This window comes from Pseudidiomarina marina (assembly GCF_044807045.1).
Lineage (GTDB): Bacteria > Pseudomonadota > Gammaproteobacteria > Enterobacterales > Alteromonadaceae > Pseudidiomarina > Pseudidiomarina marina.
This window is the reverse complement of sequence record NZ_CP085233.1, coordinates 1,265,919-1,283,270: the sequence shown is the minus strand read 5'-3', so window position 1 is coordinate 1,283,270 and position 17,352 is coordinate 1,265,919. Positions and strand designations below refer to the sequence as shown.

Below are 17,352 nucleotides of genomic sequence, written 5' to 3'. Positions count from 1 at the left end.
ATTAGGACGCTTCTGTGAGCGCCACGGCTTCGTCTATATCCACTGCGACTAGCCGTGATACGCCGGCTTCTTGCATGGTAACCCCAGCCAAATGCGACGCCATCTCCATCGCCACCTTATTATGACTGATATAAATAAATTGAACCGTCGCCGACATTTCTTCGACGAGTCGACAGAAACGCCCAACGTTGGCATCATCCAGAGGCGCATCCACTTCATCAAGTAAACAGAACGGCGCTGGATTCAATCTAAAAATTGCAAAAACTAATGATAAAGCTGTTAATGCTTTTTCACCACCCGAAAGCAAATGAATTGTGCTGTTTTTCTTTCCGGGTGGTCGCGCCATAATCGTGACACCGGTTTCGAGCAAATCATCGTCGGTTAATTCGAGATAAGCACTGCCGCCGCCAAACACTTTTGGAAATAGCTCCTGTAAACCACTATTTACCGCATCATAGGTTGCTCGAAAACGCTGGCGCGTTTCTTTATCAATTTTACGAATTGCAGTTTCAAGCGTTTCTAAAGACGATGATAAATCTTCATGTTGTTGATCTAAATATTCTTTTCGATCTGCCAGAACTTCTGCTTCTTCAATGGCAGCTAAGTTAATAGCACCCAAACGTTGAATCGCATTCTGTAAACGCTCAAGTTCTGCTTGCCAAGCTTTTTCATCAGCTTCTTCTGATAGCTGCTCGAGTACCGGTTTTAACGGTTGCTGCATTTCTTGAAGCACAGCCAATACGTTGCGCGTGCGTTCCTGTAACGCTGCTAATTCCATTTGGCTACTTTGCAGTTTAGCGCGTACTTTCTCAATTTGCCCTTGCACCCCTTGTGCACCGGAACTAATTTCTCGAATTTGTGCCTCTTGCTCACTAAGACGATTCGCCCATTCTCGACGCTCTTCATCGACTTGTTCTCGCCGTTGAATAAGCTCTTCGAGTTGTAACGCCAACATTTCCAATTGCTCCTGACTATCAACGTCAGGTTCGCCTATCATTTTGAGTTGCTCTTGAGTTTGCTGTTGCTGAGCTTCGATTCGACTCATCAGCGTTTGCAAATGATGTCGTTGAGACTCAATTTGCTGAGCTTGTAACATTAATTCCTGATGCGTCTTTTGCGCCACGTTTAACGCATTCTGGGCTTGCTGGCGAGCGGCTTGAAGTTGAGCGCGACGCTCTTGCCAATCCCCGTCGTCGCGATGCTGCTGCGGCTCATGCAACAACTCATGTTGCTCCGACAATTCTTGCAGTTCAACCTGAAGTTCTTCAAGCTTCTGTTTTAACACGACTTGTCGCTCTTCAAGGTCGTGCTGCTTACCAACCACGATATCGCGTTGCCGCTGTTGCCACTGAAGCTTCTCTGTACAACTAAGCAACTGCCCTTGAATTTCACTTAACTGTTCACGCTGCTGCTCACGTAACTGCTGTAATTCGGCATTTGTTGACTTCGCTTGTGCTAGCGTTTCATTTACCGCCATGAGTTGCTGTTCAAGTTTGTCTAACTCAACAACGACGGTCTGTAACTCTTGTTGCTGCGCAATCTGGCTATTTTCGGCCGCTACTTGCGGTGCTTGATAACCAGCAATAGACCAGCGCTGTCCTAACTGATTAATCATTGCGACAGAGGAATCATCAGCCGCCGCATTGATATCGCCAGAGCAGCTGATCTGATTGAGTATCTGCCAGTGTCGTAGCGGCCCCGAAACTTGTTCAGCTAAACTGCCTTGATTAACTTTCTCATTCTGTAATACAACAAGCTTGGCGCCCAAATGGTTGGGCCAATGCTGTGGACGGTCTTTCAATACCCAAGCGTCGAGCCAGTCGCCCACGACCTGTTCAGATGCTAACTGCCAGTCTGCATTAACTTGAAACAGCTCACGTACTTGCCCTAGTGGCTCAATGCCTTGCTCTAGCAGCCACTGGCGAACAGCCGTTGGCCAATCCTCCGCTTGCGCTGCTTGAAGTAAATGCTCAAGCGAGCTTTGCCGCCCTATCAATTGTTGCTGTGTACTTTGGAGCTGATCTCGTTGAACGTTAAGCTGTTCGATATTGGCGACGGTAGCGGCGATCCTTGCATCTGTTTCGCGCAATTGCTCCTGGAGTTCTTCGCGGGTAAACGATAATTCGTCCGTTTGTTGTTGTAATTTAGTATCCGAAACTTCGGCAAGCTGTTGCTGCAGCTCGATTAATTCGGCGGTGGTACGCTGTAATTCATCTTGGTGACGTTGTATCTGATGACCCACGCGTTGCTGTTGCAGTTGCACTTGTTGCTGCTGGTCGCGCTGGCGCTGCAATTCATTTAAATGGATTTGATAGTCATCCTGCCACTGCAACCACGCCTGCTCTTCTAATTCGAGTCGAGCTTGAGTTTCTTGCAGCTGTTGCTCAGCCAATTCCACTTCTGGTGCAAGTTCCTCGCGCTGCTGTTCAAGTTCCTGCCACTGCGCTTTATCATCTTGTAACGTCTGTTCGAGCTGGGTTAGCTCTGCCTGCAGCTGGTGTCGACGTTGCTCGCGCTGCTGTTGCTGCTGACGCACCCCTTGCAACTCATGTTCATGACGAGTGATGTCATTACCAAGCTGATAGAACTGCTGTTGAATAGCATCTAATTTTTGTTTGGTTTCTTCGGCTTGCTCACGCAGTTCTAGTGTACCGCGCTCACTACCGCGTTGCTCAGCTAACCAACGTTCAAGCTCGGTTTCTTGCTCACGAATCGTCGCTCGAATTTGTTCAGCTTGTTGTTCTTGTGCTAGCCATCGCAACGCTTGCAACTCAGCTTTGTATTTTCGTTCTTGTGCTTTGAGGTCTTTATACCGCCGTGCCGCGGCAGCTTGTCGCTGCAGTTTGTCGAGTTGGCTACCTAACTCATCACGAACATCATTTAAGCGATCAAGGTTATCACGGGTGTGTTGCATGCGATTTTCGGTTTCGCGCCGACGTTCTTTATACTTCGAAATGCCCGCCGCCTCTTCAATAAAAATTCGCAGCTCTTGTGGCTTAGATTCAATGAGTCGCGAAATCATACCTTGTTCGATAATGGCATAACTACGCGGGCCGAGGCCGGTTCCTAAGAATAAATCGGTGATATCACGACGACGGCATTTACTGTTGTTGAGGAAATAATCTGAACGGCCATCGCGGGTAACCAAGCGCTTGACTGAAATCTCCGCATAATTTGCATACTCGCCCTGAATACGCCCCGATGCATTGTCGAATACCAGTTCGACACTTGCTTGAGAGACCGGTTTGCGAGAGCTTGAGCCATTGAATATGACATCCGTCATGGCATCGCCACGCAGATTTTTCGCCGAGCTCTCTCCTAGAACCCAGCGAACCGCATCTATGACGTTTGATTTGCCACAACCATTAGGCCCAACTACGCACGTCATCTGATGTGGAAATGGAACCTTGGTGGGGTCTACAAACGACTTAAAACCAACCAGTTTAATATGTTTTAGGCGCATTTATAATCGTTGTCAGTTCGCTACCAAAAAGAAGAAACATCCCGTGTTTAAACATCGCATCGACATTAGCAGATAATCCGCAATTTTGTAATAGCTTTACACGTTCTAGAATGATTAACTAACGCTTACATTTTCAAGAAATTAGTAATCGTTTCGCAGGTTATAATCAATCCATCTACGTTGGTAAACTGTTTGATAACCAGTCAACGCAGCAAAAAATCATTCGATTGATTAAGGAATCATCATGCAAGTCTATAGCGAATTTGGCGGTAGTTATATTCAGCGAGGGTTTGAGCTTGCCTTTCAAAAAGGACTGCGCCGCTACGTACTTATTCCACTGACTATCAATATTCTTCTCTTTAGCGTCGCTATTTACGCAACATTTCATTACACCACAATCGGTGTTGAAAAATTAATGGCATGGTTACCAAGCTATTTATACTGGCTGGAAGTCATTCTATGGCCCCTTATTGTGATTGGCATTGTATTAATTTTTGCACTGACCTTTACTAGTGTCGCCAACATCATTGCATCGCCATTCAATAGTCTGCTCGCTGAACAAGTTGAACTTAAGCTTACTGGCAAGGGGCCTATTGATGGTGGCGTTGCCGGAATGATTCGAGACATTCCCAGAATTATCATGCGCGAATTTCAAAAAATTCTTTATTTTCTTCCACGCCTCATCGGCTTTGGTCTATTACTGCTTTTTGTGCCTATTTTAGGGCAAATTTTGTGGTTCCTATTTGGCGGTTGGATGATGACTATTCAATATGCCGACTACCCTTTTGACAATCACAAAGTTCCATTCAGAACAATGCGCTATGAATTGTGGCAACGCTCTGGTAAGAGTTTGTCATTTGGCTGTATCGTCGCTGTGCTATCAAGTATCCCATTGATTAATTTGATGATGATTCCAATTGCTGTGTGTGGCGCAACAGCAATGTGGGTGGATCACATACAATCTGCGATGAATGAGTCTAGTAATCAATAACGGGAATGACTATTATTTTTATAACAATAATTGAACGTTGCACTTTGAGATGAAATATAAAGGATTATTACTCAGTTTTATTATGATGTTAGCGGGTTGGGCTTGGCCCCACTCAGCTAAGGCCGACCCACACGAGATTGTATGGGCCGCAAATATTGCTCCGCCCTTTCACATCGTGACAGGCCCTTATGCCAAACAAGGGCTTTGCGATGCGTTAGTCGACGCATTTATTGAAGCGATGCCCAATACCAAACATAAAATTGAATATTTACCGCAGCTACGAATTGGTATGTTGTGGGAACAGGAAAAAAACATCTGTTTTCCATGTATGATTCATCGAGCTAACGAGCAAAGGCTCATTGCTTTTTCAGATCCAACCCACAATTACCCTACGCACGGCATTATTACTCGACCCAGTCTCGTTTCTGAACTCACTGAGAAGTATGGCAATCCCATTGATCTGGAGCGCTTACTTCAAGATCGAATGTATCGTTTTGGTCAACCCGTTGGCCGACTTTATGGCAAATTACAGCCCTTACTCGAAGAACATATCATTGGTACGACGCAGCACATCGATGTTTCGGGGGATACTGCAAATACCAGCATGATGTCGATGATACTTAGTAAACGTTTGGATTTTACAATCGATTACCCAATGGTAGAGCGATTTTATGAAGAGACCGAAGGTCGTTCTTTAGCATTTATTCCGATCTCTCAGCTAGCCAACGACGTCATCGTTGGAGCTGTTGCTTGCACGAAGAATGCTTGGGGCGACGAAACAGTGCGACGCATCAACGAGGTTATTCCCGAAGTGCAAAACAACCCTCACTTCAATCAAGCACAAGGGCTTTGGCTTGAAACTAGTGCCAGTAGCAATTAGCACCAGTTAAAATAACCATGATATAATTGCGCTCGATTGTTTATTTGTAACTAATTGAGCGCACCATGACCGTTGAAAAATTCCAGCCTACTTCCGTTGCATCCAATGAAGCTACTGCACGAATTGGCTTTGTCAGCTTAGGCTGCCCGAAAAACCTAGTCGACTCCGAACGAATTCTCACCCAGCTTCGTACCGAAGGTTACGACATTGTAAATAGCTACGATAACGCTGACATGGTCATTGTGAATACCTGTGGCTTTATTGATTCTGCAGTGCAAGAATCACTCGATGCTATTGGTGAAGCGCTTAACGAAAATGGCAAGGTGATTGTCACCGGCTGTCTTGGCGCAAAAGACGATGAAATTCGGGAAGTGCACCCGAATGTGCTTGCCATCACTGGTCCTCACGCGTATGAGGAAGTCATGGGTCACGTTCATCAATACGTACCCAAACCGGCGCAAATCCCTTTTGAGAACCTCGTACCTGAAACAGGGGTGAAACTAACCCCGCGCCATTTTGCGTACTTAAAAATTTCTGAAGGCTGTAACCACCGCTGTACATTTTGCATAATTCCAAGCATGCGCGGTGATCTTGTCAGCCGACCTATCGGCGATGTATTAAGCGAGGCACAACGTCTTGCTAATGCAGGCGTTAAAGAGTTACTGGTCATTTCACAAGACACCAGCGCTTATGGTGTCGATGTGAAACACAAAACCGGGTTCTGGGAAGGTCAACCAGTTAAAACCAGTATGCTCGCGCTATGCGAAGCTCTTGGGCAACTAGGAATTTGGGTTCGTCTACATTACGTATACCCATACCCAAGCGTAGATGACGTGATTCCATTAATGGCACAAGGTAAACTACTGCCGTACTTGGATATTCCTCTACAACATGCCAATAAGCGTATTTTGAAGCTAATGAAGCGTCCAGGTTCGGCTGATCGCACGTTAGAGCGTATTCGCAAATGGCGCGAAATCTGTCCAGATCTAACCATTCGCAGTACTTTCATTGTAGGTTTCCCTGGAGAAACTGAAGAAGAATTTGAAGAGTTATTGCAATTTTTACGCGATGCACAACTCGATCGCGTTGGTTGCTTTACCTATTCCGATGTTGAAGGCGCCAAAGCCAATGAATTGCCTGACCCAGTTCCGGAAGAAGTGAAGCAGCAACGTTATGCTCGCTTTATGGAAGTTCAACAAGAAATTAGCGCAGCGCGCCTACAGGCGAAGATTGGTCGTACGCTGAGCGTTTTAATTGATGAAGTTGATGAAGAAGGTGCAATTGGTCGTAGTTATGCCGATGCGCCGGAAATTGATGGCTTAGTGTATTTAAATGGTGAGTTTAATGTGCAACCGGGCGATCGGGTCGATGTGTTAATTGAGCACGCCGATGAGTACGATTTATGGGGTACCGTACAACGTTAAAGACTCTCTTGCGTTGTCTAGAATAAAAGCCTCGCCACTCATTTAGTGGCGAGGCTTTTTTACTTGCCTTTAAATTTTCTGACACTATGATTAAGTGACATTGTTTCGAGGAAAATCATGAACCATTATTTTGCGCTACGCAACGCGCAACATACCGTTACAACACTTACCTTACCTATTTGAGCCGGGCGTAATCGGATACGTCCGGCGCGCATGGCTGAATCTCCAAAACGTACAGAATTAACCATAAAATTTCCTATAGACTAACGCCTACTTAGCATGATGCTTGCTGGTAGCTATGTTGTAACGAATGAGTTGTTACGAATAAGTCAGATTGACGACATCGCCACTAAATTGTTTAAGAGAGTATGTGATATGAATCAACAACCTGAAATTATGATTACGAAAAAAGATCTCGGTCAAATTGAGTCATTGTTGGCGACAACAAAGCCTTTACCTGACTGTGCAGATGAATTAGAGGGTGAGCTAGCTCGTGCAAACGTTGTAGCGAATGATGCATTACCAGCGAATGTTGTTGCGCTAGGTAGTAAGGTAACCTTTAAGATAATTGCTACAGGAGCAACCTTTACCAAAGTGTTGTGTTTACCGTCTGATGTGAGCCAGATAGATGAGGGAATTTCGGTATTCGCACCAATCGGAGCGGCTATCCTTGGTTTATCAGAAGGGCAACAGATCGATTGGGATAGCCCACGAGATCAGCAGCGCATTGAAATTATCAAAGTTGCGCACAATTAACTTGTGCGCGTTCTTTAATCGTTATCAGCGTCGTCAGTGTCGCCATCGTTAAGCAACTTATTATCAATTTGCTTCGATGTTTGAACCCCAAGTTTACGGAAGTTTTCAACACGTCCAACCAAATTGCCACGCCCCGTTGAAAGCTTGTTCATAGCGCCATCATAGTGTTTGCGTACGCTATCAATGGCGTTGCCAATCTTCTGCATATCGTCAATAAAGCCGACAAACTTGTCATACAATTTTGCTGCTTCAGTGGCAATGACTTGCGCATTTTGATTCTGGTATTCGTACTGCCAAATATTGTTCACTGTGCGCAATGCAACCAACAGATTGGTTGGGCTGACAAGCATTATGTTGTTGTCTAATGCCAATCGAATCAACTCGGGGTCACGATCAACGGCAAGCAAGAACGCTGGTTCAATAGGGATGAACATCAATACATAATCAAGCGTACGTACGCTGTCCAGCTGTTGATAATTCTTTTTACCTAGCCCTTTGATATGGTTACGTAAAGAGTTGACGTGCTCAGTCAGTGCTTGGTCACGCTCACTGTCATTATCGCTGTTGAAATAGCGCTCATAAGCGACTAATGAAACCTTTGAATCAATCACGACATCTTTGTCGTTTGGTAGGTGAACAACCACGTCCGGTTTAAAGGTTTTTCCATCGTCGTCTTTATGATGTGACTGGGTATGGTATTCATTTCCCTCAGTTAAACCTGATTGCTTCAAAATTCGTTCGAGTACAACTTCACCCCAAGTACCTTGCGCCTTCGTATCACCCTTTAGAGCTCGAGTTAATGCTTCGGCTTCCGCCGCCATTTGCTTATTCAAATCACGTAACGAGTTCACCTGAGCAGTTAGTTCAGAACGCTGTTTCAGCTCTTCAGTATATTGCTGAGTAACCTGATTCTTGAATGCTTCCAACTGCTGTTTGAACGGCGCTAACGTTGTTTCTAGAGTTTGCTTACTGTTCGCCTGCAGGCGCTCTGATTTTTGCTCGAAAATTTGCTGCGCTAAACGTTCAAACTCTTTCTTCAAACGTTCTTCACTAGCCTCCAACAATTTTTGCTTTTCTTCAGCGCCTTGCAGCTTTGCACTTAAATCAGCACGAACGCCGGCTAGCTCGGCTTGTAAATCACTCCGTTGCTGCTGAACTTGCTGTAATTGTTGCTCACGCTGCGCCAGCCGCTGTTCATAACTAGCTTGCAACTGCTCGTTTTGCTCTCGTAGCTGTTGCAGTTGGTTTTCAAGGAAGCTTTGCTGTTGCAAAGCTTCCTGTTGCAGCGATTTATTCCGCGGCGCAAGAACTAACCACACCACCAGCCCAACAATCGTTGCAGCCGAAGCAACGGCTGCAATAAGTTGCCATAGCTCGAGATTAAGCATCAGCGGCTTCCAGTTTCACACGCCAAATAGCAGGACCGGTCTCATGCGCATTCTCACCAGTACTATCAACTGCCACAGTCACCGGCATGTCTTCTACTTCAAATTCGTAGATGGCTTCCATACCGAGATCTTCAAACGCCACAACACGCGCCTTCTTAATTGCTTTCGCAACAAGATAAGCAGCTCCGCCAACGGCCATCAAATAAACCGCTTTATGTTGCTTAATGCTTTCGACTGTTGCTGGACCGCGCTCGGCTTTACCGATCATGCCTAAGATGCCGGTTTTATCGAGCATCAAGTCGGTAAATTTATCCATGCGCGTTGCTGTTGTTGGGCCCGCAGGGCCAACAACTTCATCGCCGACCGGATCAACTGGACCAACGTAGTAAATGAATTTATTAGTAAAATCTACCGGCAGTTTTTCACCGCGATCGAGCATATCTTTAATCCGCTTATGCGCAGCATCGCGACCGGTAAGCATTTTGCCGGATAACAGAACCGTTTCACCGGTTTTCCAAGTCTCAATATCCGCTTGCGTCACGGTATCCAAGTTTACGCGGCGCGCATCGTCACCTAATTCAAACGTAATATCCGGCCAATCTTCTAACTTTGGCGGCTGCAAATCTGCAGGGCCCGAACCATCGAGCACAAAATGCGCATGACGGGTAGCTGCGCAGTTAGGAATTAGCGTCACCGGCTTTGATGCGGCGTGCGTTGGTGCAGTTTTAATTTTCACATCCATCACGGTGGTGACACCACCTAAGCCTTGTGCACCAATACCTAACTTGTTCACTCGATGATAAATTTCTAAGCGTAATTCTTCTTCAGCGTTTTCAGGGCCACGGTCAAGCAGTTCTTGAATATCGACGGGATCCATTAATGCTTCTTTGGCCAACACCGCAGACTTTTCCGCAGTACCACCAATGCCTAAACCGATCATGCCTGGCGGGCACCAACCAGCGCCCAATTTGGGCATGGTTTCAACCACCCAATCAGCAATATTATCGCTTGGATTGAGCATGACCATTTTTGATTTATTTTCAGAGCCGCCACCTTTGGCTGCAATCATTACCTCAACCTTATCACCTGGCACCATATCGATATGCACAACCGCTGGTGTGTTATCGCCGGTGTTTTTACGCGCGCCAGCTGGGTCAGCAACAATGGATGCGCGCAATGGGTTTTCTGGGTTGGTGTAGGCGCGTCGAGTGCCTTCATCCACCATCTGCTGTACCGTCAAGTCAGTTTTATCCCATTGCACACCCATTCCCACTTTTACGAAGCAGGTCACAATACCGGTATCTTGGCAAATTGGACGATGCCCTTGCGCTGACATACGCGAATTGGTTAGAACTTGGGCAATTGCATTTTTTGCCGCTTCGCTCTGCTCGCGGTGATAAGCCTTCTCAAGAGCTTGAACAAAATCTAATGGGTGGTAGTACGAAATGTACTGTAGAGCATCAGCAATACTCTCGATAAAATCTGCCTGACGAATTGTGGCCATGAATACCTCGGAACTTAGCTTGGTTCGAATTTCAAGGGGTAACGTAAAGTTGACGCTATCATAGCGTTTTGTCGGCTGGCTGACTAGTTTCGTTAACGCTTCCGCTAAGCAGATTATGGTATGCTGGTGCGCATATTAGCAACGGAGAGAATGTTGTGCCCTTACAAGCAGTTCAATTAACCATTTCCGATTCTTTTGTCGAACTATTTCGGCGCTGCAAAGATGAACCTATGGCGCTATTTCTAGATAGCTGTGAGCATGCTGCGGGTCAATGGGATTTTATCTTCCGTCAACCTCAACAAATCATAACAGCAGGCGCAAATTGGCCACGTGTACTTGAAGATGCGTTAGCCACACTCCCTACCTACCAAGGGCCAAGTGAACTGCCATTTCAAGGCGGATTAGCCGGTGCTTGGAGCTATGATGCCGGGCGCGCATTAGAAACCTTGCCATCTGAGGCACGAGCAGACATCACACTGCCTGAATTAAGTGTTGGGCTCTATACGCAGGCACTGATGCGTCATCGTCAGTCGGGCGAAACGTGGCTTTTGGCGCCGCAAGAAGAACTTGAGACAGTAAAACAGTTCTGGTTATCCCCGTCGCCGCAGTCACCCAACCAATTACCATTTCGGTTAATGACATCATGGCAAAGCAATATGTCTGCTGTTGATTACGCCGATAATTTCGCGCGTGTCCAAAGTTATTTGCGCGCTGGCGATTGTTATCAGATTAATCTTGCCCAACGATTTACCAGTTTATACGAAGGCGATACTTGGCAAGCCTACGAGTTACTTCGACAGCACAACAATGCCCCCTTCTCGGCTTTTATGCAGCTTGAACAGGGCTCGCTATTATCACTATCTCCAGAGCGATTTCTTGCTATTGATGAACATGGCCACGTCGAAACCAAGCCGATTAAAGGTACACGTCCACGCGCGGCCGATGCAGAACAAGATCGTCAGCTTGCTGAAGCCTTACAATGCTCAAGTAAAGACCGCGCCGAAAACGTCATGATTGTCGACTTATTACGAAATGATTTGAGCCGCTTATGTTTACCTAACTCAGTGAAAGTACCAAAACTATTTGCCATTGAATCTTATCCAGCAGTCCACCATCTCGTGAGCACGGTTGTCGGCAAATTAGGTTCAACCGATGAAAATATCCAGTTACTTGCGGCTTGTTTTCCTGGTGGCTCGATTACCGGTGCACCTAAAATTCGGGCAATGGAAATTATTGATGAACTCGAGCCACACCGTCGTAGCTATTATTGTGGAAGTTTTGGTTACTTCTCACAGCACGGCCGTGCCGATACAAGTATCGCTATTCGAACCTTAGTGGCTACTCGCACAGATGATAAACAAGGTGCTGTGCACTGTTGGGCCGGCGGAGGTCTTGTAGCGGATTCAGATTGCGCCAGTGAATATCAAGAAACTTTTGATAAAGTCGCCCGCATTATCCCTGTGCTCAGTCAACAGTTTGGGGCAAATTCGTCATGACTCGCGATGAATTCTTGCGCCGCTTTCAACTGCATCCGGCCCCCTTTATTCAGCGCCCGTTGATTAAGCGCTTGCGCCCTGCGGCGGTATTAGTAGCGTTATTTGAGCAACAGGGTGAGTTACATGTGATACTGACTCAGCGTAGTGCACAATTACGTCATCATGCCGGCCAAATCAGTTTCCCAGGCGGACGCCAAGAGCCGCATGATGCAGATTTATACGCCACAGCAGTGCGTGAGGCCCAAGAAGAAATTGGTTTATTACCAGAAGATATAACGCTAGTGGGACAACTTCATGATTATCCGGTCATCAGTAATTTTCTAATTCGACCTTATGTGGTGCTCATTAATCCAAGTCAGCCATTGCAACGTGATCATCGCGAAGTTGCTGAAATCTTCACCGTACCCTTACGTGAAGTCTTGCATCAAAACAAACATTTTGTATACCGATTAAGGCGTTTCATATACGATCAGGTATACTTTATCCCGTATCAGCAAAGAAACATCTGGGGCGCTACCGCTGGAATTTTGCGTGAACTAGCTGATCACGTGTATCCTGAGCGACAACTTATTTATCGTCCTTTAAACGACTAATGGAAGCATAGTTAATTTATGATCAGTGTGTTTGATATCTACAAAGTTGGCATCGGTCCTTCAAGCTCGCATACCGTTGGGCCAATGCGCGCCGCTTATGAGTTTTTGTTAGCCGCAGATAAAGCGGTTGGGCTATCAAATGTCGATGGCATTGTCGTTGAATTATTCGGCTCATTGGGACAAACCGGTAAAGGGCATGGAACTGGTAAAGCTGTCATTCTTGGGTTGGCTGGTGAGCAACCGGAAACTGTTGATACAACAACTGTTGATGACTTTTTAAAGCGCACCGAAGAATCACAGCGATTGGCGTTGTTGGGTCAGCATGAAATTAAATTTCCGCGCGAAGGTGCAATAGTTTTTCATCGCCGCAAAACCATGCCACGTCATGCTAACGCGATGGAGTTACGTCTCTACCAAGGTAATGACGTTGTCTACAAAGATCTCTATTACTCGATTGGCGGCGGTTTTATTGTGCGCGATGCCGATTTTGAGGAAACCTTAGAAGAAGCAATCGAACAATCGTCCAAACCAATTCCTTACCCTTTTGATAGTTGCGATGAGCTACTCAAGCACTGTAATGAGCACGGCTTACGTATTAGCTCACTGATGCTAGCAAACGAAAAAGTTTTCCGTAGCGAAGACGAAATTCGTAAAAATCTTATGCACATCTGGAAAACTATGGATGAGTGCATTGATCGGGGTATTCGTACCGAAGGTATTTTGCCAGGCGGCCTCAAAGTACGTCGTCGTGCACCAGGTTTATATCAACGATTAAAAAACGAGAAATCGGCTGACCCAATGCAAACGATGGATTGGGTTGATCTGTTCGCTCTTGCTGTAAATGAAGAAAATGCTGCCGGCGGACGCGTGGTAACAGCGCCGACTAACGGCGCCGCCGGAATTGTTCCGGCGGTGATGAAGTACGCCGATAAATTTATTGCCCCGTTAGATGAGGAAACCGTCGTTCGCTTTTTACTGACCTCTGCAGCTATTGGTATTTTATACAAAAAGAATGCCTCTATTTCTGGTGCCGAAGTTGGTTGCCAAGGTGAAGTTGGCGTAGCTTGTTCAATGGCTGCAGGCGCGTTAGCAGAACTGATGGGTGGCAGCGTGAGTGCCGTTGAAAACGCCGCAGAGATCGGCATGGAACATAACTTAGGTCTTACCTGTGATCCGGTTGGCGGTTTAGTTCAAGTGCCATGTATTGAGCGAAATGCGATGGGCTCAATCAAAGCGATCAATGCCGCTCGGCTTGCCCTACGCGGTAGTGGTGATCACAAAGTATCCTTAGATAAAGTAATCAAAACCATGTGGGATACTGGAAACGACATGAAAACCAAGTATAAAGAAACCGCTCGCGGTGGGCTCGCGGTAAATATTATTGAGTGCTAACTCTGTGAATGTTGCGCTGCCCAATTATAAGGTGGGTAGCGCAATATCGCGAAACAACCGATCAATTTCATCCTGTGAGCGTTTCGTCATTGCTGTTTCAACTAACGAACGATTTAAATGCGGTGCGAAACCTTCCATAAAGTCAAACATATAACTGCGCAAAAAGGTTCCTTTACGGAAACCAATTTTTGTCGTACTTGGCGCAAACAAATGAGCCGCTGGAATGTTCACCAAATCAGCATCGTTTTTCTCATCAATTGCCATGCTAGCAACGACACCAATACCTAAGCCCATTCGCACATAAGTTTTAATAACGTCGGCATCTGTTGCCGTGAACACCACGTTCGGCTTAATTCCTGCTTCATTGAAAGCACGGTCGAGTTCTGAGCGTCCAGTAAAGCCATGCACATAAGTCACAATCGGATAGTCACCAAGATCCGTAATGGTTATTTCATCAAGTTTACCTAACGGATGACCCGCTGGTGTAATAATCGAGCGATTCCAGTGATAGCACGGCAACATAATCAAATCTTGATAGAGGTGCAGTGCCTCGGTCGCAATCGCAAAGTCTGCTTTCCCCTTGGCTGCGGCTTCACTAATTTGTTCAGGAGACCCCTGATGCATATGTAAACTCACATTCGGATAACGCTGCATGAAGCCTTTAATCATATTAGGCAAGGCATAGCGTGCTTGAGTATGCGTTGTCGCAATATTAAGTTTACCTTGGTCGGGTTGCGTATACTCTCCGGCGACTGCTCGAATCGCATCTACCTGCGACAATACCTGGCGAGCTATCGAAATAACCTCTTCACCAGCTGGCGTCACCTGAGTTAAATGCTTGCCGCTACGTTCAAATATCTGAACACCAAGTTCGTCTTCCAGCATGCGTACCTGCTTGCTAATACCCGGTTGGGAGGTATACAAGCTATCAGCAGTCGCTGAAACATTCAGATTATGATTTAATACTTCGACAATGTAACGCAGTTGCTGCAACTTCATGGCATCGCTCATTCGTGATAAATTGAAAAGCACTTATGCCAAAAATATATAACACCTCGGCTATTTATTCCAAGATGAATTTGAGGAAATTGTGAGCAGTTTACAGGAACAACTTAAAAAACTTGGTTTCCAGCAAACCGAAACGACCGCTGAAAACGCAACGGATGACGCTTCTTTACCCATCGATAAATCTCAGGTTGTTCGTATTCAACGCCAGACGAAAGGCCGTAAAGGGAAAGGTGTTACCGTTTTATTCGACCTCCCGCAGCAATCAGATTTACTCGCTGACTATGCCTCACAATTACGCAAAATCTGCGGCGTTGGTGGCGCGGTGAAAGATGGAACCATTGAGCTGCAAGGTGATCAGCGTGAAAAAGCAAAACTTTGGTTAGAACAACGTGGCTTCAAAGTGAAATTAGCTGGTGGCTAACCTCAAAGCACGTATTTGAATGAGACCGTTCGGGTTTCTGAATCCCAGTGTAAATCGGTTGTCATTTGCCGCAGTAGTTCTAACCCTCGACCATGGCTTTTCTCGGTAAAATTCGGTGATGTCGATATTTCTGCCGCTCCGCTGCCATTATCAGAAACACTCACTGTGAGTTCTTTCGAATTAGGTTCGAAGTGAACGCGAATACGAATCTCGCCACGCTGAAGTGCATGTAAGCGCTCAAGCCGAAGTTGGTAATATTCAGCAAACCCTTCAGGATCTTGCTTCATCGCCGAATCAAGCGCTAATAACCCATGTTCCAGCGCATTATTAAATGCTTCAGCTAAAAATAAATAAATGGTTGTTCGATGGCGACGAAGGTGTGGCAACTGACTCAAGGCCGACAGAATATGAGCAACTGGGTCCACAGTCGTTAGGTGTTCGGGATGTAATACCGATTCAAACACAAATGGGAGGCCAAATTGTTCTGGCTCGACTTTTACTTCACCTAAACCAGTTGGACGGCAGCTTAAGATAGCGAGAGATAAGTCATCGTGTAAGGGGGTTTCACCACGGAAACGCTCAAGCTCATCAACTAACGAAGTAAAATCTTCTGTCCGAGGATACTTTGATAACAGCATTTCGAGTGCTTCCGAACCCAAGAATTTATGCTGATGCCCAAGTAACTCGGTTACGCCATCGGTAAACAAGGCGATTGAGCTGCCTTTTGGTGCCCGAAACGTTGCTACACGGCTATCAAATTCATCATCATCGACCACCCCCAGAGCCATATGCGCTGGACTTAAACGCTTTAAAATTTCGCCTTGTTCATCAAACAATAAGGCGGCCGGCATCCCGCCATTCCAATAAGTTACTCGCTCACCATTAGCAGATAATTCCAATAAAATTGCCGCACAGAACATGTCATCAGGCAACAGACGGCTCATACGGTAATTAAACTCGGTGACCATTTCTGCAACCGATACGCCGCGATCAGACATGGCGAAAAACGCCTGTGATAGCGGCAACGCACCGGTGGCAGGAGCTAATCCGTGTCCGGTAAAATCTGCCATAAGCATGTATATGTTGCCTAGTGGTCCGGGAGCTATCAGGCAAAGATCGCCATTAAACTTTGAAACAGGCGTTAAATAGGTATGAACGTGAGCATACTCAAGATAATTTCGACTCAACGCATTTTGGAATATGTGTTCAACAAGCTGGTGTTCACGATCGACGCGAGCTTTATGCCAAGCCAATGATTGTTTTAATCCATCCAGTTGATCATGTGCCACTTGCAACTGATGCAGATAATTAAGACGCTGTTGCAGCAGGTTGGACGCCAATGGCCACAGTAAGGCGTCAGTCGCAAACTGCCCGAGCTGCTGAAACACTATAGGGCTATCGGTGATGAGAATACTTTGAGTACTGCTTGATTGTAACAGCGCGCTTATTTGTGCTACTTGAGCTTTTTCGCCAGCCACAACAAGGTAGAGGACTTTCTCATTTGGTGCTGACAACGTAGCCACCTGCTCAATTGAGCAGGTACTCACCGCGAAAAGTTGATATGAACGCAACTGCGCATTGACGTCGCGCGCCAAGTCAGAGCCGTCATCAATCACATAAACGTGCATCGATTGAGCTGCTGACTCATAAAAACTACTCATCTTTATTCAATGACAAATAATTTATCGAAACGAGAAATATCTAAAATGCTTCTTACTTCCGGTCGACAATTGATGATGTGAATCCCTTTAACCGATTTCCCTAGTGATTTACGCATATTAAGCAGCATACCTAACGCAGAGCTGTCCAAATATTCAGTTTCTCGCAAATCAATAAATACCGTAGGCTGTTGATCTCCGACGTTACTGTAGGCCTGACGAAACTCTTGGACCAAACCGAAATCGAATTTTCCTTTGATGGCGATAATCAGTTCTTTTCCGTCATTGGCAAACTGGCGGTGTAATGGCATCGTTTCTTCCTTTTTAGATAGCTTTGCGTAAATACTGCCAATTACTGTTAACTAACACAATACTTAC

Annotated in this window: 14 protein-coding genes; 8 read left to right on the top strand and 6 right to left on the bottom strand. The window is 45.9% G+C overall.

From position 1 onward, the window contains the following. Position 1: 1 nt before the first annotated feature. Entirely contained in the window at positions 2-3,463 is a 3,462-nt protein-coding gene (smc, locus tag LG272_RS06085) for a chromosome segregation protein SMC (protein ID WP_404407288.1), read from the bottom strand. A gap of 244 nt (positions 3,464-3,707) precedes the next feature. On the opposite strand from smc, the gene cysZ reads away from it, so the two are divergent. The 4 genes from cysZ to rnk all read left to right on the top strand — a co-directional run bounded on the left by cysZ (position 3,708) and on the right by rnk (position 7,514). Beyond that, positions 3,708-4,454: a sulfate transporter CysZ gene (gene cysZ / locus LG272_RS06080; RefSeq protein WP_126758467.1), complete on the top strand. Its 747-nt coding sequence runs from the start codon at positions 3,708-3,710 to the stop codon at positions 4,452-4,454. A 49-nt stretch (positions 4,455-4,503) separates the two neighbouring features. Then, the gene (locus LG272_RS06075) at positions 4,504-5,334 is read left to right on the top strand and encodes a hypothetical protein (RefSeq protein ID WP_404407286.1); all 831 of its coding nucleotides are present in this window, start codon (positions 4,504-4,506) and stop codon (positions 5,332-5,334) included. Between the two features lie 65 nt (positions 5,335-5,399). Further along, entirely contained in the window at positions 5,400-6,758 is a 1,359-nt protein-coding gene (gene rimO, locus LG272_RS06070) for a 30S ribosomal protein S12 methylthiotransferase RimO (protein WP_404407284.1), read from the top strand. A gap of 375 nt (positions 6,759-7,133) precedes the next feature. Then, positions 7,134-7,514, top strand: coding sequence for a nucleoside diphosphate kinase regulator (gene rnk / locus LG272_RS06065; RefSeq protein ID WP_404407282.1), 381 nt, complete (start codon positions 7,134-7,136; stop codon positions 7,512-7,514). A gap of 14 nt (positions 7,515-7,528) precedes the next feature. Here rnk and rmuC read toward each other — a convergent pair whose 3' ends face one another. Both rmuC and LG272_RS06055 read right to left on the bottom strand, forming a co-directional pair. Further along, entirely contained in the window at positions 7,529-8,902 is a 1,374-nt protein-coding gene (gene rmuC, locus LG272_RS06060) for a DNA recombination protein RmuC (protein WP_404407280.1), read from the bottom strand. Next, entirely contained in the window at positions 8,895-10,406 is a 1,512-nt protein-coding gene (locus LG272_RS06055; protein ID WP_404407278.1) for a fumarate hydratase, read from the bottom strand. The genes rmuC and LG272_RS06055 overlap by 8 nt, the downstream gene beginning before the upstream one ends. Before the next feature lie 155 nt (positions 10,407-10,561). Here LG272_RS06055 and pabB point away from each other — a divergent pair, with 155 nt between their 5' ends. From pabB to LG272_RS06040, 3 genes are read left to right on the top strand one after another with little or no spacing between them, the layout of a single operon-like run. Next, entirely contained in the window at positions 10,562-11,902 is a 1,341-nt protein-coding gene (gene pabB, locus LG272_RS06050) for an aminodeoxychorismate synthase component I (RefSeq protein ID WP_404407276.1), read from the top strand. Continuing rightward, positions 11,899-12,495 (top strand): CoA pyrophosphatase, encoded by a 597-nt coding sequence (locus tag LG272_RS06045; RefSeq protein WP_126758460.1) that lies wholly within the window; start codon positions 11,899-11,901, stop codon positions 12,493-12,495. The genes pabB and LG272_RS06045 overlap by 4 nt, the downstream gene beginning before the upstream one ends. Positions 12,496-12,513: 18 nt before the next feature. Next, positions 12,514-13,887, top strand: a complete 1,374-nt coding sequence (locus tag LG272_RS06040) for an L-serine ammonia-lyase (RefSeq protein WP_404407273.1) — start codon at positions 12,514-12,516, stop codon at positions 13,885-13,887. Between the two features lie 24 nt (positions 13,888-13,911). Here the strand turns inward: LG272_RS06040 and cysB are convergent, their stop codons facing one another. After that, positions 13,912-14,886, bottom strand: coding sequence for an HTH-type transcriptional regulator CysB (cysB, locus tag LG272_RS06035; RefSeq protein WP_404407271.1), 975 nt, complete (start codon positions 14,884-14,886; stop codon positions 13,912-13,914). Positions 14,887-14,977: 91 nt separating this feature from the next. Here cysB and LG272_RS06030 point away from each other — a divergent pair, with 91 nt between their 5' ends. Further along, positions 14,978-15,316 (top strand): translation initiation factor, encoded by a 339-nt coding sequence (locus tag LG272_RS06030; protein ID WP_198678541.1) that lies wholly within the window; start codon positions 14,978-14,980, stop codon positions 15,314-15,316. A gap of 2 nt (positions 15,317-15,318) precedes the next feature. Here the strand turns inward: LG272_RS06030 and LG272_RS06025 are convergent, their stop codons facing one another. Next, on the bottom strand, positions 15,319-16,977 hold the full coding sequence (locus tag LG272_RS06025) for a SpoIIE family protein phosphatase (protein WP_404407269.1): 1,659 nt from the start codon (positions 16,975-16,977) through the stop codon (positions 15,319-15,321). Positions 16,978-16,979: 2 nt separating this feature from the next. Then, positions 16,980-17,285, bottom strand: a complete 306-nt coding sequence (locus LG272_RS06020; RefSeq protein ID WP_126758456.1) for an STAS domain-containing protein — start codon at positions 17,283-17,285, stop codon at positions 16,980-16,982. Positions 17,286-17,352: the final 67 nt, after the last annotated feature.